The sequence below is a fragment of the Bacillus cereus group sp. Bce019 genome (genome assembly GCF_051781745.1).
Lineage (GTDB): Bacteria > Bacillota > Bacilli > Bacillales > Bacillaceae_G > Bacillus_A > Bacillus_A cereus.
Genome location: NZ_JBPWJX010000001.1, coordinates 441,932 through 459,676 on the forward strand (window position 1 = coordinate 441,932; position 17,745 = coordinate 459,676).

Genomic DNA, 17,745 nt, shown 5'->3' on the forward strand with positions numbered 1-17,745 from the left:
TCACTAATCGGATGTTTACTGGTATCCTCATTCCGCTTAATTTCTTTGTTATCACCTAATTTTGATTTAGGAGCTGTACTGCCCGTAAATAGAGGGATAACGTTAGGTGAACGCCCTGCATATTATTGTCATAAGGAGACTTAATATGGGGGAGATTGTCTATGGAACAATTAGTAAATAAGCTTATAGAAGCAGACGTTGGTCGTGTTTTGGTTAACGAGCCGTTAGCACGTTATACAACTATGAAAATAGGTGGCCCAGCGGATATTTTAATTGTGCCAAAGCATGTAGCCGGTATTGAAAAAACATTACAGTTAGTAAAGCAATACAAAACGAAGTGGACTGTAATTGGTCGCGGTTCAAACCTTCTTGTATCTGATCAAGGCATAGAAGGTGTTGTTATTCGTTTAGGAGAAGGATTAGATCACTTAGAGGTCGAAAAACATAAGGTAAGAGTTGGTAGTGGATATCCTCTTATTAAATTGTCAACTTTACTTAGTCGTCAAGGGTTAGCTGGATTGGAGTTTGCAAGCGGTATTCCAGGAAGTGTCGGTGGTGCAGTATATATGAATGCAGGTGCACATAAATCGGATATATCGAGTGTATTATCGAAGGCTCTCATTCTGTTTGAAGACGGTGCAATTGACTGGTTAACGAATAAAGAACTGGAGTTTTCTTATCGGGCATCTGTATTGCAAACGAAACGTCCTGGTATTGTTTTAGAGGCGGTGTTTCAATTACAGGCGGGGAAACGTGAAGAAATTGTACGTAGCATGCAAAATAATAAAGATTACCGCCGTGAAACGCAACCATGGAATCACCCGTGTGCAGGAAGTGTATTTCGGAATCCAATCCCACATTTTGCAGGAGATTTAGTAGAAAAAGCAGGGCTTCGTGGTTATAGGATTGGTGGAGCTCAAATCTCTGAAATGCATGGCAATTTTATTGTTAATATCGGGGGAGCTTCAGCGCAAGATGTATTGTCTTTAATTGAATTAATAAAACATACAATTAAGGATAAATTTGATGTAGATATGCACACAGAAGTAGAAATCATTGGAAGATAACGGTTATTCGTTCCGCTCATTATCATTTATGTTATAATAAGAAGATAAGAACGGCATGAGGAACATGCCGTTCTTTATGTTACATAGGGGGATCGTACATGAATAATAGTAAAGTGATTAAACTACAAGATCGTGTACCAAAATTGAAAAATCAAAAGAAAAAAAACAAAAAAAATGTTAATCATCGATTGATTTTATACATATCAATTTTATTTTTATTAGTGCTCTTTTTAATTTATTTTCGGTCTCCGCTTAGTAATATAAAAAAGATTAGTGTGTTTGGAAATCACTATATGACGGATGAACAAGTAATGAAGGATTCAGGCGTGACATATGATACAAGTTATTTCCGAGTGACAGCACATAAAGCTGAAGAAAACTTAACGAAGCGAAAAGAAATTAAAGCAGTAAATGTAAAAAAACGTTTTCCAAACAATATTGATATTCATATCGAAGAATATTTAACGATTGGTTATATAAATAAAGAGGGAAAATTACAACCGTTATTAGAGAATGGAAAAACGCTTGATGTACTACCTAATGGAAAACTTCCTGTTGCAGCACCGATTTTCGAACCTTTTAAAGAAGAGAAAATGAAGGAGTTAATCGCTGAACTAGAAAAATTAACACCAGCTATTTTAAAATCTATTTCGGAGATTCGCTATTCACCAACGAATGCGAATGAAGATCATCTTACTTTATATATGAATGAAGGTTATGAAGTGAGCACTACAATTCAAAATTTCGCAAAACGTATGGAAGCCTATCCGCTTATTTTAAAAACAATTGAGCCAGGTAAGAAGGTATTAATTGACTTAGAAGTAGGTGCATATACGAAAGAATTAGGTGCGGAAGAAAAAAAAGAATAGAATGGTAGTTTTCGTTACTTATAGCAGAAAAAACGAAACGAATGTTCTATTATGTGTATACGAATTTAGAAGAATGGTTCATTTGATGAAAAATATGTAAAAATTCTTAGATTCATACTAGTATTGGTACAAGTTTCACTTTTCTATGAGTACATCTTAGTGTAGACTTATACTTGGCGGTAAACTTTACACTCGAAATAGAATTATTTCAAGATAAGCAGTTATTCATAGTTTACTGCGATATTCTTAATTGAATGCTAAATAAAAATAAGAAAAATATAGGGTTAAAAAAGGGAAACGTATAAAGACGTTGAATATTTTTCTTATAAATAGTAAAGTTGCGATTGTTGTTCCATATATTGAGTTGTATGGTATAAATAAAGAAGGAGGTGCCAAAGAATGAACAGCAATGAAATATATGTTAGTCTTGACATCGGTACATCCAATGTTAAAGTCATCATTGGTGAAATGGTTAATGACAGCTTAAACATTATTGGTGTTGGAAATGTAAAATCAAATGGTTTAAAGAAGGGATCGATAGTTGATATAGACGAGACTGTTCGATCAATTAAAAAAGCAATTGAACAAGCTGAGCGCATGGTGGGAATCCACATTGAGCAAGTTGTAGTAGGTGTCAATGCAAACCAGGTACAGCTACTTCCTTGTCACGGAGTAGTCGCTGTTTCAAATGAAGATCGTGAAATCGGGAATGAAGATGTCTTACGCGTTCTAGATGCAGCACAAGTTGTGTCAATTGCTCCAGAACGTGAGTTTATTGATGTGGTACCTCGACAGTTCATTGTAGACGGTCTTGACGAGATTAACGATCCACGCGGGATGATCGGTGTAAGATTAGAAATGGAAGGTACACTTATTACAGGCTCGAGAACTTTACTACATAACCTACTTCGTTGTGTAGAAAAAGCAGGTCTTGAAATTGTTGATATTTGTCTTCAACCTTTAGCGGCTGCAACAGTTGCAATATCTTCAGATGAAAAAAATAGAGGAGTAGCCCTTGTTGATATGGGGGGAGGATCTACAACTTTATCTATTTTTAAAGATGGAGAGTTACAAGCGACAAGCGTATTACCATTAGGTGGAGACCATATAACGAAAGATATTGCGATTGGGTTGAAAACTTCAACAGAAAATGCAGATCAAATTAAGTTGAAATATGGACATGCTTTTTATGATACAGCATCTGAAGAAGAGATGTTTACGGTTCCTATTATGGGAAGTGATCAAACAGAACAATATTCTCAGTTGGAATTATCGGATATAATAGAGGCTCGTGTAGAGGAAATTTTAATGTTTGTTCAAGATGAAGTGCGTAAGTTAGGAGTAAAGCAAGTGGCTTCTGGTTATGTACTAACTGGCGGAATTGCTTCTATGCCAGGTGTTCTTGATCTTGCATATGATATTTTACATGAAAATGTTCGTGTAGCAACTCCTGATTATATTGGTGTGCGTGAGCCCCAATATACAAGTGGAGTTGGATTAATTAAACATTCTTATCAAAAAGCTAAATTACGTGGGAAAAATGTGCAGGAAAAGCAAGAGCATTTTGAACCAGTACCAGCACCAGCACCAACGCCGGTACAACAGCAACCCACGAAACAAAAAACTCGTAATCAAAACAATAATAATCAAAATGATGACCGCATGATGTCAAAAGTAAAACGTGTATTCCGTTATTTATGGGATTAAAATTGGACACGAAAAATGAGGTTCTAGGGGGATTTCGACATGTTAGAGTTTGATACTACTCAAGATCAATTAGCGAATATAAAAGTTATCGGTGTCGGCGGTGGCGGAAACAATGCTGTAAACCGTATGATTGAACACGGTGTACAAGGTGTAGACTTTATCGCTGTGAACACTGATGCACAAGCATTAAATCTATCAAAAGCTGAAACAAAAATGCAAATTGGTGGAAAATTAACGCGTGGACTTGGTGCAGGCGCAAACCCTGAAGTAGGGAAAAAAGCTGCAGAAGAAAGTAAAGAACAGATCCAAGAAGCACTTCGTGGTGCGGATATGGTCTTCGTAACTGCCGGTATGGGCGGTGGAACTGGAACTGGTGCAGCTCCAGTTGTTGCTCAAGTTGCAAAAGAATTAGGTGCTTTAACAGTAGGTGTTGTAACACGTCCATTTACTTTTGAAGGACGTAAGCGTGCGACGCAAGCAGCATCTGGTATTGCAGCATTTAAAGAAAATGTAGATACTCTTATTGTAATTCCAAACGATCGCTTATTAGAGATTGTTGATAAAAATACGCCAATGTTAGAAGCATTCCGTGAAGCTGATAACGTATTACGTCAAGGTGTTCAAGGTATTTCGGATTTAATTGCAACGCCAGGTTTAATTAACTTAGACTTTGCAGACGTAAAGACAATTATGTCTAATAGAGGTTCTGCTTTAATGGGTATTGGTTCTGGTAATGGGGAAAATCGTGCTGCAGAAGCTGCGAAAAAAGCGATTTCTAGCCCATTACTAGAAACATCTATTGATGGAGCTCAAGGTGTTATCATGAACATTACGGGTGGCGCTAACTTAAGCTTATATGAAGTACAAGAAGCGGCAGACATCGTAGCTTCAGCTTCAGATCCAGAAGTAAATATGATCTTCGGTTCTGTTATTAACGAAGGATTAAAAGATGATATCGTTGTAACTGTAATTGCAACTGGTTTTGATGATAGCATTGCAACTCAACCACCAAAACCAATTATTCGTCCGAATGCGAACCACACGCAACAACAGCAACAACCAGTAGCTCAACCTTCAAAACAGCGTGAAGTAAAACGTGAAATGAAGCGTGAAGAGCCAGTTGTACATGAGCGTCATTCAGATTCAGATGATATCGATATTCCAGCATTTTTACGTAACCGTCGTAGACGATAAAAAAAGGAGCTTTCATGCTCCTTTTTATTTTTTATGGAAAAGACCTGCTAAGCAGGTCTTTTTTTATTTCGTATATTTCAATATATTTTGTTTGTGAAAATAAGAGTATATCATTCTATGAATTTGTACTTTTATTTTTTACCGACAGATTATGTCTAGAAATCACAAAATAACAAAAAAACACCTCCGCAAATTGACACACTTTCCTATTGGATATGCATTATACTAGTCTCAACTTGAAAAAAGAGGTGAATTGTTTGGTTGTTTACGCCGACGTTGTTTGGTTGTTAAACGCCTGCATTGATTTTCTTTTGCTTTTATTAACAGCTACCGTGTTAAAAAAGAAAATCAAAAGATGGAGGCTTGTGTTAGGGGCATTTATAGGTTCAACTATTGTTATTTTTGCCTTTACTCCTTTTGCTTCTATGATGACACATCCAATTATGAAACTACTGTACTCGTTACTTATTGTGTATACAGCATTTGGGTTTACGACATTTAGAAATTATGCACAAACTGTTTTTACTTTTTACTTTGTAACCTTTATGGTTGGCGGAGGATTAATTGGAACTCATTTCTTTTTGCAAACGAATGAAATGGTAAATGGATTGGTTCAATCTCAGTCAATTTCTTACGGTGATCCAATTAGTTGGTTATTTGTTATTTTTGGTTTTCCAGTAATTTATTATTTTTCTAAAAAGCGTATTGAAAGCGTAGAGGTCACGAAAATACACTATGATCAAATTGTGAAAGTAAAAATTCAATTAGCCGAAGAAGAACTAGAACTCGCAGGTCTTATTGACAGTGGGAACCAACTTTATGACCCATTAACAAAAACACCTGTTATGATTATGCATGTTTCATCATTAGAACATTGCTTACCATCTTGGTTAACAGAACAAATTTATTCCAAAACAGAAATTCCTCAAATACCAGAAAATGATTCTGGTTGGGCGACCAAATTACGCTTAATTCCTTTCCGTGCAGTAGGAGTAGAGAGTCAATTTTTGTGGGCAATTAAGCCTGACAGTGTGCAAGTTGACCATGAAGGTAGTTCTATTGTTGTAAACAAAGTATTAATTGGATTAAATACACAACAGCTGTCTACTAATGGGGAGTATCAATGTATTGTGCATCCAAAAATGTTGATTTCGCAAAAAATGGTGATTGCTTAATAAATGAGAGGCGGGATAATATGATGAAATTAAAATTTTATTTAGTATACCTTTGGTATAAAGTATTGCTGAAATTAGGAATTAAGACCGATGAAATTTATTATATTGGTGGAAGTGAAGCGTTGCCACCACCGTTAACAAAAGAAGAAGAGGAAGTTCTTTTGAATAAATTGCCAAAAGGAGATCAGGCAGCAAGGTCATTACTTATTGAACGTAACTTAAGGCTCGTTGTATATATAGCAAGAAAGTTTGAAAATACAGGGATAAATATTGAAGATTTGATTAGTATAGGAACAATCGGCCTTATTAAAGCGGTAAATACATTTAATCCAGAAAAGAAAATAAAATTAGCAACATATGCATCGCGTTGTATAGAAAATGAAATTTTAATGCATTTACGTCGAAATAACAAAAATCGTTCGGAAGTTTCTTTTGATGAACCACTAAACATTGATTGGGATGGGAATGAACTGTTATTGTCTGACGTGTTAGGTACAGATGATGATATTATTACAAAAGATTTAGAAGCTACTGTAGATCGTCACCTTTTAATGAAAGCATTACACCAATTAAATGATCGTGAAAAACAAATTATGGAACTTCGGTTTGGGCTTGCTGGAGGAGAGGAAAAGACGCAAAAAGATGTGGCTGATATGCTTGGGATTTCACAGTCATACATTTCGCGTTTAGAAAAAAGAATTATAAAAAGATTACGAAAAGAATTTAATAAAATGGTGTAAAGAATAAGACCAGCCGTTATGTAGGCTGGTCTTATTCTATTTAGTTGTATTAGGAAAGATAATTTAAATAATAAATCGTGAAAAAAACACATGCATAAAATCCCCTTCAAAGGAAATACTTTACACTGTACAGCAACTCCCGATAGGAGGGAACACTTTGACGAGAAACAAAGTAGAAATTTGCGGTGTTGATACAGCTAAACTTCCAGTATTAAAAAATGAAGAGATGCGTAAATTATTTCGTGAAATGCAAAGTGGAGAGATAAGCGCAAGAGAAAAATTAGTGAATGGAAACTTACGTCTTGTACTGAGCGTCATCCAAAGATTTAATAACAGAGGAGAATATGTTGACGATTTATTTCAAGTTGGTTGCATCGGACTTATGAAATCAATTGATAATTTTGATTTAGGCCAAAATGTAAAATTTTCAACGTATGCTGTGCCGATGATTATTGGGGAAATACGCAGATATTTGCGTGATAATAATCCGATTCGCGTATCGCGCTCATTGCGAGATATTGCGTATAAAGCTTTGCAAGTAAGAGAAAAATTGATTGCAGAAAATTCAAAAGAACCAACAGCAATGGATATTGCAAAAGTGCTAGAAGTAACTCATGAAGAGATAGTATTTGCTTTAGATGCGATTCAAGATCCAGTTTCATTATTTGAACCGATTTATAATGATGGGGGAGATCCTATCTTTGTTATGGATCAGTTAAGTGATGAAAAACAAAAGGACGAGCAGTGGGTTGAAGAATTAGCATTGAAAGAAGGAATGAAGCGTTTAAATGATAGAGAGAAAATGATTATTAGAAAACGTTTCTTCCAAGGAAAGACACAGATGGAAGTTGCAGAAGAAATTGGGATTTCCCAAGCGCAAGTATCACGTTTAGAGAAGTCAGCCATTAAACAAATGAATAAAACGATTCAAGGATAAGGTCTCACCAATTATGGTGAGACCTTTTTATATGTAATATGGTTTGTGCTCATAGTAGGGGATTAGTGTTCATATAATGAAACTAGCATGGTGTTTCGTATAGGTGGCTTCCTGTAAATATGAGAAACAGTTTCCAATTTGTCATATAAGGGAGAGGATAAAAATGGTGATACGAATTTCAGAGTTACAGATGAAGGATGTTATAAATATTTCAGATGGAAAAAGGATTGGGAATATTGGAGATATTGAAATTGATATGAACACAGGGAAAATTTGTTCTGTTATTATTTCCAAACAGACACGTATTCTGGGTATTTTTGGAAAAGATGTTGAGATTGTAATTCCTTGGAAGGAAATTGTGAAAATTGGGGAAGATGTCATACTTGTAAGAGTAAATCCTGTTAATTCTGTAACAGAATCAATACAAACACCGACAATTTCATAAAGAATATTACAAATTCCTCTTTTTTTTCTGTTAGGATTATGAAAAAATAAAAGTATGGTAAAATAGACAGGAAGTACCATGCTTTTTTCTGTTATTTTAATTAAAAGGAGCCGCTTTATTATGAGAGAACCATTTAAATATGTGGACGGTATACTGTATTTACAAGCGTGGAAAGAACTTGGAAACATTACTGCTGGATTTACGACAAAAGATGGTGGGATAAGTACGGGCTCCTTTCATGCGATGAATTTAGGATTACATGTGAATGATATCGTGGAGAACGTTCATGAAAACAGACGCATTTTAGCAAATAAGTTACAAAAACCATTAGAAAACTGGATTTGCTCTGAACAAGTTCATGCTCATCATGTTGAAAAAGTAGGGCAACAGGAAAAGGGAAGTGGTGTCTATTCATATGAGGACGGCATTTCAAAAACAGATGGCATTTATACGAGTAATGAAGATGTTCTGTTAACGTCTTGTTACGCGGATTGTGTTCCGCTCTATTTTTATGCACCATCACATGGTATGATAGGACTTGCGCATGCTGGATGGAAAGGCACTGTACAAGAGATTGCAAAGGAAATGATTCAAAAGTGGAATGCAGAAGGTATTTCAAGTGATGAAATTCATGTTGCAATTGGGCCGTCGATCGGATCTTGTTGTTATGTTGTGGATGATCGTGTATTAACAGCAGCACAGGAAGTAGTTAGCGGTGCTGTTCCTCATCAAAAAATTTCTGACGGGCAGTACGCAATTAATTTAAAAGAAATTAATCGTATATTATGTGTACAAGCAGGCATAAAAGAAGAGCATATTGTAATGTCATCTCTTTGTACAAGCTGTGAAGAGCAACTATTTTTCTCTCATCGTCGTGATCAAGGTAAGACAGGAAGAATGTTGAGTTTCATAGGTTTTAAGGAGGAAGGAAGCAAGTGACAGTACAAGAAAATTTAGTAATTGTAAATGAAGCTATTAAAGAATCTTGCGCTCGAGCTGGACGTTCGTTGCAAGATATTAAACTTGTTGCAGTTACAAAAACTGTAGGGATTGAAAAAACAAACGAAGTAATTGAAGCTGGAATTATCGATTTAGGTGAAAATAGAAATGAAGGTTTCTTACAGAAATACGAGCATTTCGGTTCAAAAGTTAATTGGCACTTTATTGGCTCATTACAAACGAGAAAAGTAAAAGAAATCATTAATGAAATTGATTATTTACATTCGTTAGATCGTCTTTCGCTGGCGAAAGAAATTCAGAAACGTGCTGATAAGAAAGTGAAATGCTTTATTCAAGTGAAAACCTCATCTGAAGAATCGAAGCAAGGATTGGCAATAGAAGAGGTTGTTTCTTTTATTCAAAGTTTGCAAGAATTCGATAAAATTGAAGTGGTTGGACTAATGACGATGGCTCCATTTACAGAAGAAGAGGAAGAAATCAGACGCTGTTTTAAGGAATTACGTATGCTGCAAACAGAGGTGCAGGAGCTAGAGTTATTACATGCGCCATGTAAAGAATTATCAATGGGAATGTCCAACGATTACACAATTGCAATTGAAGAAGGGGCTACATATATTCGTTTGGGAACGATTTTAGTAGGAAAAGCGTAAAAGGAAGGAGAATCTTATTATGAGTTGGTCAAAAGTAAAATACTTCTTTTTTGATACACCGGAAGAAAAAGAAGCAGCTCAATATGGTTATGAAAAGGAGCAAACAGACATGAAAAAGCAGCAAGATCCACCAGAACAACAAGACGTTACGTTTCCGAAAGCGCAACCGAAGCAAAATGTTGTGAGTATTGAAACAGCAAAACAATCTTCAAAAGTTGTTTTATTAGAACCACGCACATATTCGGAAGCACAAGGGATTGCGGACCACTTAAAAGGTAGACGAGCTGTTGTAATTAATTTGCAGAGAATGTCTACTGATCAAGCGGTACGTATCGTTGACTTTTTAAGTGGTACTGTATACGCTATAGGCGGGGACATTCAAAAAATAGGGCCGAAAACATTTATGTGTACACCTGAAAATGTAGATATTGTTGGTGCGATTTCAGAGTTATTCGGTGAAGAAGAAGAAACAAATATAAAGAGGTGGTAATACGCCATGACAACAGTTTTTATAGTGTTAAGTTATGCTATCGAGATTTACTCGTGGGCACTTATTATTTACATTCTCCTATCATGGTTTCCTGGTGCAAAGGAATCATCTTTTGGAGAGTTCCTGGCACGTATTTGTGAACCGTATTTAGAACCATTCCGCCGCTTTATTCCGCCGCTTGGAATGATTGATATTTCTCCAATCGTTGCGATCTTTGCGTTGAAACTTGCTAAAACTGGTTTGTTCAGTTTATTAAGCTATTTCTTATAGTAAGAAGGTAAATACATGAGCATCTACGAACATTTTAGGCCTGATGAGGAGGTCTTTGTGGATAAAGTGCTAGAGTGGAAGCGAGCGGCGGAGTACCATCAAGTGAAGTTAACGGATTTTCTTGATCCTAGGCAACAACAAATTGTTTCAATGGTAATAGGACAAGGTGATGTTGCTGTACAATTTGGTGGTGCAACGCCTAATGCAGAGCGTAAAAGAGCACTTATTTATCCAGACTATCTAGAATTAAATGAAGAAGAATTTCAAGTAGAAGTATTAGAAATTGACTATCCTTCCAAGTTTTATACGCTAGAACATAGGCAAATATTAGGTACATTTATGTCTCTTGGTTTAACAAGAGAAAAATGTGGTGATATTTTGCTGCAAGAAAATCGTGCCCAAATTGTAGTTGCGAAAGAAATTGTATCGTATATTGAGATGAACTTACAATCAATAGGGAAAGTAAAAGTCTCTTTAGCGTCAGTGCAAGGAGAACAAATTCTACAGATAGATGAAACGTGGGGAGAGAAATCTGGAACGGTTTCTTCACTTCGTTTAGATGTTATGTTAGCTGAAATGTTACATTTATCTAGACAGAAAGTACAACCTTTCATAAAAAATGGTTTAGTAAAAGTCAATTGGAAAACAGTGGAGCAAACTTCTTATGAATGCTATCCAGGAGATGTTTTTTCTGTTAGAGGATATGGCCGAAGTAAATTATTTTCTGTAGAAGGTAGAACAAAACGCGACAAATGGAGAATTTTGTATGGTATACTAAAATGATTGGTTTTTTAGAAGGAAATCCTCCTATTTTGTCGAAGAAAAGATATAATTGAAAGAGGAAATTTAGATAACTACTTGGAGGTGGCGTTGTGCCGTTAACACCATTAGATATTCATAACAAAGAATTTGGTCGCGGATTCCGTGGCTATGATGAAGATCAAGTAAATGAGTTTCTTGATCAAATTATCAAAGATTATGAATTGGTCATTCGTGAGAAAAAAGCTTTAGAAGAAAAAGTTGCGCAGTTAGAAGGGAAGTTAGATCATTTCTCTAATATTGAAGATACGTTAAACAAATCTATCGTCGTTGCACAAGAAGCAGCGGAAGAAGTAAAACGTAATGCGCAAAAAGAAGCGAAATTAATTGTGCGTGAAGCTGAAAAGAATGCTGATCGTATTATTAACGAAGCATTAGTAAAATCAAGAAAAGTTGCTTTTGATATTGAAGAGCTAAAGAAACAAGCGAAAGTATTCCGAACTCGTTTCCGTATGTTATTAGAAACACAGCTTGAGATGTTAAACAACGATGATTGGGATAAACTAATTGAATTAGAAGACGAAGTAGATGAACTGTTGAAAAAAGAAGAAACAGTGTAAGCTTGACGTTTTTCTCATTATTACATATAATTTTAAACAACATATTTATTAAGAAAAACGAAGATAGGGATAAGTACCTTTTCAAACCTTATATAGCGAACTGAGGATGGTGTAAGCTCAGGATAAGGAGATAGTGGGAATATCACCCTGGAGTTCCGCGCTGAACAAATAGAGTAAGCGTAGGCGTGTATTCGCGTTAAGAATATAAAGAGGATTCTATACATATGTATATGATCTACTAGGGTGGTACCGCGGGAGACTTTCTCGTCCCTTTTTGGGATGAGAAGGTCTCTTTTTTATTCCGTTTTTTAAGTGTTTCTTTTATACATGTAAGGAGGAATTGAGCATGGAGTACAAAAATACATTACTGATGCCAAAAACAGAGTTCCCAATGCGTGGGAATTTACCAAAACGTGAGCCTGCAATGCAAGAAAAATGGGCTGAAATGAATATTTACGAAAAAGTACAAGAACATACAAAAGGACGTCCTTTATTTGTATTGCATGATGGACCTCCATATGCGAATGGTGACATTCATATGGGACATGCATTAAATAAAGTATTAAAAGACTTTATTGTTCGTTATAAATCAATGACTGGTTTTAGTGCGCCATATGTTCCAGGATGGGATACGCACGGTTTACCAATTGAACAAGCTTTAACAAATAAAGGTGTAAAACGTAAAGAAATGACAGTTGCTGAGTTCCGTAAGTTATGTGCAGAGTATGCATATGAACAAGTAGAACGTCAACGTGAACAATTTAAGCGTCTAGGTGTACGTGCAGATTGGGATAATCCATATATTACTTTAGAGCCAGCTTATGAAGCACAACAAATCAAAGTGTTTGGTGACATGGCGAAAAAAGGTTATATCTATAAAGGTCAAAAACCAGTTTACTGGTCTCCAACGAGTGAATCTGCTTTAGCGGAAGCTGAAATTGAATATCAAGATAAAAAATCAGCATCTATTTACGTAGCATTCCCTGTAAAAGATGGAAAGAACGTATTAGAAGGTGATGAAAAGTACATCATTTGGACAACGACACCTTGGACATTACCTGCAAACTTAGGTATTTCTGTTCACCCAGAGCTTGAATATAGCATTGTAAAAGTAAACGATGAGAAATATATCATTGCTTCTGAGCTGTTTGAGACAGTTGCAAAAACGTTAGAGTGGGAAAATGCTGAAGTTGTGAAAACAGTAAAAGGTAGCGAACTTGAGTACACAGTTGCAAAACATCCATTCTACGATCGTGATTCATTAGTTATGCTAGGAGACCACGTAACAACAGATGCAGGTACAGGTTGTGTTCATACAGCACCAGGACACGGGGAAGATGACTTCGTTGTTGGTAAAAAGTATGGATTAGAAGTACTTTGCCCAGTCGATGATAAAGGTGTATTAACAAATGAGGCACCTGGATTTGAAGGCTTATTCTATGATAAAGCTAATAAACCAATTACAGAAAAATTAGAAGAAGTAGGCGCGTTACTGAAACTAACATTCATTACACATTCATACCCACATGATTGGAGAACGAAAAAACCAATTATTTTCCGTGCGACAGCACAGTGGTTTGCATCTATTGAAGCATTCCGTAAAGAATTAATAGAAGCTGTAGCAGAAACAAAATGGGTACCAGCATGGGGAGAAACTCGTCTTCATAATATGGTTCGTGACCGTGGTGACTGGTGTATTTCTCGTCAGCGTGCATGGGGTGTGCCAATTCCGGTATTCTATGCTGAGAATGGTGATCCAATTATTACGGATGAAACAATTAACCATGTAGCAGATTTATTCCGTGAACACGGTTCTAACGTATGGTTCGAGCGTGAAGCGAAAGATCTATTACCAGAAGGATTTACACATCCAGGTAGCCCAAATGGCGAATTCCGTAAAGAAACAGACATCATGGATGTATGGTTCGATTCAGGTTCTTCTCACCAAGCGGTATTAGAAGAGCGCGAAGATTTACAGCGTCCAGCTGATTTATATTTAGAAGGATCTGACCAGTATCGTGGTTGGTTTAACTCTTCATTATCAACAGCAGTTGCTGTAACAGGTAAAGCTCCATATAAAGGCGTACTAAGTCACGGTTTCGTACTAGATGGTGAAGGACGTAAGATGAGTAAGTCGATTGGAAACATTGTCGTACCGAAGAAAATTATGGATCAATTAGGCGGAGACATTTTACGCTTATGGGTATCTTCTGTTGACTATCAATCTGACGTACGTATTTCAGATGATATTTTAAAACAAGTAGCAGAAGTGTATCGTAAAATCCGTAACACATTCCGTTTCTTATTAGGAAACTTAGACGACTTTAAGCCAAGTGAAAATGCAGTAGCTGTAGCTGAACTTCGTGAAGTAGATCGTTACATGTTAGTGAAATTAAATGACTTAATTACAAAAGTTAAAGAAGCATATGAGACATACGACTTCGCTGCTGTGTATCATGCAATTCATAACTTCTGTACAATTGATTTAAGTTCATTCTATTTAGACTTTGCAAAAGACATTTTATATATTGAAGGTGCAAACCACGAAGATCGTCGTGCGATTCAAACTGTATTATATGATGTTCTTGTTGCGTTAACGAAACTTGTAACACCAATCTTACCGCATACAGCTGATGAAGTATGGCCATACATTCCAGGCGTAACAGAAGAAAGTGTACAATTAACTGATATGCCAGAAGCTGTACAATTAGATGACGCGGAAGCGTTAAAAACAAAATGGGATGCATTTATGACATTACGTGATGACGTGTTAAAAGCACTAGAAGTAGCTCGTAATGAAAAAGTAATCGGTAAGTCATTAAATGCAAGCATTACGCTATATCCAACTGCAGAAATGAAAGCTATGTTAGAGTCTATTAGCGAAGACTTAAAGCAATTATTCATCGTTTCTGAGTATAAACTTGGTGGTATGATGGATGAAGCGCCAGCAGATGCACCGAAGTATGAACATACAGCGGTTGTTGTTGCTCAAGCAACTGGTGAAACATGTGAACGTTGTTGGGTAGTTTCAGAAACAATTGGTAAAGATGCTGAACATGAAACATTATGTGAGCGTTGTGCAACAGTTGTTAAAGAAAACTATGTAAAATAAACAAAAAAGCTGACTGCTATTGATGCAGTCAGTTTTTTTGTTTATGGCATATCAAAATCACTTTCAGACTCTTTCCTGTGAAGGAAAAATGTGTGTGAGGTAAGCAAATAAATTTCGGACACACTAACTGTACATTACAGCTAGGAGGAATGTACACGTGAATGAAATTTACATGGAAATAAAAGAAGAATTGCAATTGATGAGAAAAGAGTTGCAAGAGAGACTAGCTAAAGAAGTAATGCACAAATATGATGTCGAGTTCAGCCAAGAGCTTGGATATGAAATTAAGGAAGAGATAAAGAAAAAATTGCTATTACATGATATAAAAGAGGATTTAAAGGATGTAGAACGCGCATTATTTAAAATGGAAATAGACATGTATGGTATTTGTGAAGAGACGGGGAGATTAATTTCGACAAAGCAAATGAAGACAATGCCGACTGCCCGTACGATTCATGAATTCTTTTATGAAAAGGTAAATGTATGAATACGCACAACGATATTATATTACCTTTTTTTAATTTATTTTATTCTTCTATAAAGGTTCATTGTGAAAAGGTAGCAGCTATGCTAAAATTTTGAGGTACACTGTCTTTGTGGGGGAAATGAAAATGATATATTATGTAATAGCGTTATTCGTCATTGCTATCGATCAAATATCGAAGTGGTTAATTGTAAAGAACATGGAATTGGGTACGAGTATTCCGATTATCGACAATGTATTATACATAACATCACATCGAAATAGAGGCGCTGCTTGGGGTATTTTAGAAAATAAAATGTGGTTCTTCTACATTATTACAGTTGTTTTTGTAGTGTTTATTGTATTTTATATGAAAAAGTATGCGAAAACAGACAAACTTCTAGGTATTTCGTTAGGCCTAATTTTGGGCGGGGCAATTGGTAACTTTATTGATCGTGTATTTAGACAAGAAGTAGTGGATTTCATTCACGTGTATATTTTCTCGTACAACTATCCAGTATTCAATATAGCTGATTCAGCATTATGTATTGGTGTTGTATTAATTATTATTCAAACATTATTAGAAGGCAAGAAAGCGAAGGAGTAATTGAATGAGTGAAGTAGTACAAGTAACAGTTGCAGCAGAGCAAAAAAATGAGCGAATTGATAAATTCGTTGCAGGGATAAATAACGAATGGTCACGTACGCAAGTGCAGCAATGGATTAAAGATGACGTTGTGACAGTAAACGGGAAAGCGGTAAAAGGGAATTATAAAGTAAAAGAAGAAGATGAAATTACAGTAACAATTCCTGAACCAGAAGAGTTAGATATTCAACCAGAGGATTTAAATTTAGAAATTTATTATGAAGATGCAGATGTGCTTGTTGTAAATAAGCCACGTGGTATGGTTGTACATCCAGCACCAGGGCATACAAGTGGTACACTTGTAAATGGCCTTATGCATCATTGTACAGACTTATCAGGCATTAACGGTGTAATGCGTCCAGGTATCGTGCATCGTATTGATAAAGATACATCTGGACTATTAATGGTTGCTAAAAATGATATGGCACATGAATCGCTTGTGAATCAGCTTGTAGCAAAAACAGTAACGAGACGTTACAAAGCGATTGTACACGGTGTGATTCCGCATGATAAGGGAACGATTGATGCTCCGATTGCTCGTGATAAGAAAGAGCGTCAAAGTATGACAGTTGATGAAAATGGTAAGAACGCTGTTACGCACTTCCAAGTGTTAGAACGCTTTAAAGACTTTACACTTGTAGAATGTCGCTTAGAAACGGGACGTACGCACCAAATTCGTGTTCATATGAAATATATTGGCTATCCACTTGCAGGAGATCCGAAGTATGGTCCGAAGAAAACGTTAGATATGAATGGACAAGCACTTCATGCGGGTATTTTAGGCTTTGATCATCCTCGTACGGGTGAATATATTCAGTTTGAGGCACCGATTCCAGAAGTGTTTGAAGACGCATTAAATATTTTACGAAAATAGTATTGACAAATCATAAGAAAATTGAGATACTGACAACAGTTAAATAATGATCCTTTAACACAGCCCCGTGAGGTTGAGAAGGTAACGGTTTGAAATACTTAGGGTATGTTGTACCCTTTTTTCAAAAGTCCTCTCGCACACGTTGAGAGGACTTTTTTTATACCATTACTCTCACGCAAGAAAAAAGCTTGGAGGTGTAGAGCATGCAAGAGAAAGCTGTCGTTTTAGATGACCAAATGATTCGCCGCGCTTTAACACGAATTAGTCATGAAATCGTGGAACGAAATAAAGGTGTCGATAATTGTGTTCTTGTCGGAATTAAAACTCGTGGAATTTTTATTGCACAACGTTTGGCAGAACGAATTGGTCAAATTGAAGGAAAAGAAATGGAAGTTGGAGAGTTAGACATTACGTTATATCGTGATGATTTAACACTACAATCGAAAAATAAAGAACCACTTGTAAAAGGTTCTGATATCCCTGTAGATATTACGAAGAAAAAAGTTATCCTTGTGGATGACGTATTATATACAGGAAGAACAGTTCGAGCAGCAATGGATGCTCTTATGGATTTAGGTAGACCATCTCAAATCCAATTGGCGGTTCTTGTTGATAGAGGTCATCGCGAATTACCAATTCGCGCTGATTATGTAGGGAAGAATATTCCAACATCAAGTGAAGAGCGTATCGAAGTTGATTTGCAAGAGACAGATCAACAAGATCGAGTAAGCATATACGATAAGTAAAGCCCTTTTAAATGTAGTCCT

At 36.1% G+C, this 17,745-nt stretch carries 19 protein-coding genes and 1 other annotated feature; all 19 genes read left to right on the forward strand.

Going from position 1 to position 17,745, the window contains the following annotated elements; translation table 11 throughout:
- The first annotated feature begins 161 nt into the window (after positions 1-161).
- Positions 162-1,067 (forward strand): UDP-N-acetylmuramate dehydrogenase, encoded by a 906-nt coding sequence (gene murB, locus ACS2QP_RS02480; RefSeq protein WP_153580574.1) that lies wholly within the window; start codon positions 162-164, stop codon positions 1,065-1,067.
- A gap of 98 nt (positions 1,068-1,165) precedes the next feature.
- On the forward strand, positions 1,166-1,936 hold the full coding sequence (divIB, locus tag ACS2QP_RS02485) for a cell division protein DivIB (protein ID WP_001065793.1): 771 nt from the start codon (positions 1,166-1,168) through the stop codon (positions 1,934-1,936).
- A 399-nt stretch (positions 1,937-2,335) separates the two neighbouring features.
- Positions 2,336-3,643: a cell division protein FtsA gene (gene ftsA, locus ACS2QP_RS02490; protein WP_001087558.1), complete on the forward strand. Its 1,308-nt coding sequence runs from the start codon at positions 2,336-2,338 to the stop codon at positions 3,641-3,643.
- 39 nt (positions 3,644-3,682) lie between these two features.
- Positions 3,683-4,837, forward strand: a complete 1,155-nt coding sequence (gene ftsZ, locus ACS2QP_RS02495; RefSeq protein ID WP_000888984.1) for a cell division protein FtsZ — start codon at positions 3,683-3,685, stop codon at positions 4,835-4,837.
- A 257-nt stretch (positions 4,838-5,094) separates the two neighbouring features.
- Positions 5,095-6,012, forward strand: a complete 918-nt coding sequence (spoIIGA, locus tag ACS2QP_RS02500; protein WP_000261975.1) for a sigma-E processing peptidase SpoIIGA — start codon at positions 5,095-5,097, stop codon at positions 6,010-6,012.
- A gap of 20 nt (positions 6,013-6,032) precedes the next feature.
- Entirely contained in the window at positions 6,033-6,752 is a 720-nt protein-coding gene (sigE, locus tag ACS2QP_RS02505) for an RNA polymerase sporulation sigma factor SigE (protein ID WP_000976948.1), read from the forward strand.
- Positions 6,753-6,909: 157 nt separating this feature from the next.
- Positions 6,910-7,689, forward strand: coding sequence for an RNA polymerase sporulation sigma factor SigG (sigG, locus tag ACS2QP_RS02510; RefSeq protein WP_000197755.1), 780 nt, complete (start codon positions 6,910-6,912; stop codon positions 7,687-7,689).
- Positions 7,690-7,852: 163 nt separating this feature from the next.
- A complete protein-coding gene (locus tag ACS2QP_RS02515; protein WP_438882115.1) occupies positions 7,853-8,134 on the forward strand; it encodes a YlmC/YmxH family sporulation protein in 282 nt (93 codons plus the stop codon).
- A 120-nt stretch (positions 8,135-8,254) separates the two neighbouring features.
- A complete protein-coding gene (gene pgeF / locus ACS2QP_RS02520) occupies positions 8,255-9,073 on the forward strand; it encodes a peptidoglycan editing factor PgeF (protein WP_001209008.1) in 819 nt (272 codons plus the stop codon).
- Entirely contained in the window at positions 9,070-9,744 is a 675-nt protein-coding gene (locus tag ACS2QP_RS02525) for a YggS family pyridoxal phosphate-dependent enzyme (RefSeq protein WP_000218005.1), read from the forward strand. The genes pgeF and ACS2QP_RS02525 overlap by 4 nt, the downstream gene beginning before the upstream one ends.
- Positions 9,745-9,763: 19 nt before the next feature.
- Positions 9,764-10,234 (forward strand): cell division protein SepF, encoded by a 471-nt coding sequence (locus tag ACS2QP_RS02530; RefSeq protein ID WP_000119129.1) that lies wholly within the window; start codon positions 9,764-9,766, stop codon positions 10,232-10,234.
- Between the two features lie 6 nt (positions 10,235-10,240).
- On the forward strand, positions 10,241-10,504 hold the full coding sequence (locus ACS2QP_RS02535) for a YggT family protein (protein ID WP_000214233.1): 264 nt from the start codon (positions 10,241-10,243) through the stop codon (positions 10,502-10,504).
- Positions 10,505-10,519: 15 nt separating this feature from the next.
- Positions 10,520-11,287: an RNA-binding protein gene (locus ACS2QP_RS02540; RefSeq protein WP_002164454.1), complete on the forward strand. Its 768-nt coding sequence runs from the start codon at positions 10,520-10,522 to the stop codon at positions 11,285-11,287.
- Positions 11,288-11,376: 89 nt separating this feature from the next.
- Complete coding sequence (divIVA, locus tag ACS2QP_RS02545) at positions 11,377-11,883, forward strand: septum site-determining protein DivIVA (protein ID WP_001131611.1); 507 nt, start codon at positions 11,377-11,379, stop codon at positions 11,881-11,883.
- A 51-nt stretch (positions 11,884-11,934) separates the two neighbouring features.
- Positions 11,935-12,158, forward strand: a binding site (T-box leader).
- 71 nt (positions 12,159-12,229) lie between these two features.
- The gene (ileS2, locus tag ACS2QP_RS02550; protein ID WP_000455951.1) at positions 12,230-14,995 is read left to right on the forward strand and encodes an isoleucine--tRNA ligase; all 2,766 of its coding nucleotides are present in this window, start codon (positions 12,230-12,232) and stop codon (positions 14,993-14,995) included.
- A gap of 157 nt (positions 14,996-15,152) precedes the next feature.
- Positions 15,153-15,482 (forward strand): molecular chaperone DnaK, encoded by a 330-nt coding sequence (locus ACS2QP_RS02555; protein WP_001002956.1) that lies wholly within the window; start codon positions 15,153-15,155, stop codon positions 15,480-15,482.
- Positions 15,483-15,606: 124 nt separating this feature from the next.
- Positions 15,607-16,065, forward strand: a complete 459-nt coding sequence (gene lspA / locus ACS2QP_RS02560; RefSeq protein WP_000642180.1) for a lipoprotein signal peptidase LspA — start codon at positions 15,607-15,609, stop codon at positions 16,063-16,065.
- A 4-nt stretch (positions 16,066-16,069) separates the two neighbouring features.
- Entirely contained in the window at positions 16,070-16,978 is a 909-nt protein-coding gene (locus tag ACS2QP_RS02565) for an RluA family pseudouridine synthase (RefSeq protein ID WP_000005829.1), read from the forward strand.
- Between the two features lie 203 nt (positions 16,979-17,181).
- Positions 17,182-17,724 (forward strand): bifunctional pyrimidine operon transcriptional regulator/uracil phosphoribosyltransferase, encoded by a 543-nt coding sequence (gene pyrR, locus ACS2QP_RS02570; protein ID WP_001156491.1) that lies wholly within the window; start codon positions 17,182-17,184, stop codon positions 17,722-17,724.
- Positions 17,725-17,745 lie beyond the last annotated feature (21 nt).

Excerpts from the sequence above, each read along its gene's own strand:
- ileS2 (WP_000455951.1), top strand. The coding sequence starts at position 12,230 with ATGGAGTACAAAAATACATTACTGATGCCAAAAACAGAGTTCCCAATG.
- ftsZ (WP_000888984.1), top strand. The coding sequence starts at position 3,683 with ATGTTAGAGTTTGATACTACTCAAGATCAATTAGCGAATATAAAAGTT.
- murB (WP_153580574.1), top strand. The coding sequence starts at position 162 with ATGGAACAATTAGTAAATAAGCTTATAGAAGCAGACGTTGGTCGTGTT.
- sigE (WP_000976948.1), top strand. The coding sequence starts at position 6,033 with ATGATGAAATTAAAATTTTATTTAGTATACCTTTGGTATAAAGTATTG.
- ACS2QP_RS02530 (WP_000119129.1), top strand. The coding sequence starts at position 9,764 with ATGAGTTGGTCAAAAGTAAAATACTTCTTTTTTGATACACCGGAAGAA.
- ACS2QP_RS02565 (WP_000005829.1), top strand. The coding sequence starts at position 16,070 with ATGAGTGAAGTAGTACAAGTAACAGTTGCAGCAGAGCAAAAAAATGAG.
- pgeF (WP_001209008.1), top strand. The coding sequence starts at position 8,255 with ATGAGAGAACCATTTAAATATGTGGACGGTATACTGTATTTACAAGCG.
- divIB (WP_001065793.1), top strand. The coding sequence starts at position 1,166 with ATGAATAATAGTAAAGTGATTAAACTACAAGATCGTGTACCAAAATTG.
- ACS2QP_RS02535 (WP_000214233.1), top strand. The coding sequence starts at position 10,241 with ATGACAACAGTTTTTATAGTGTTAAGTTATGCTATCGAGATTTACTCG.
- ACS2QP_RS02515 (WP_438882115.1), top strand. The coding sequence starts at position 7,853 with ATGGTGATACGAATTTCAGAGTTACAGATGAAGGATGTTATAAATATT.
- pyrR (WP_001156491.1), top strand. The coding sequence starts at position 17,182 with ATGCAAGAGAAAGCTGTCGTTTTAGATGACCAAATGATTCGCCGCGCT.
- lspA (WP_000642180.1), top strand. The coding sequence starts at position 15,607 with ATGATATATTATGTAATAGCGTTATTCGTCATTGCTATCGATCAAATA.
- ACS2QP_RS02540 (WP_002164454.1), top strand. The coding sequence starts at position 10,520 with ATGAGCATCTACGAACATTTTAGGCCTGATGAGGAGGTCTTTGTGGAT.
- ftsA (WP_001087558.1), top strand. The coding sequence starts at position 2,336 with ATGAACAGCAATGAAATATATGTTAGTCTTGACATCGGTACATCCAAT.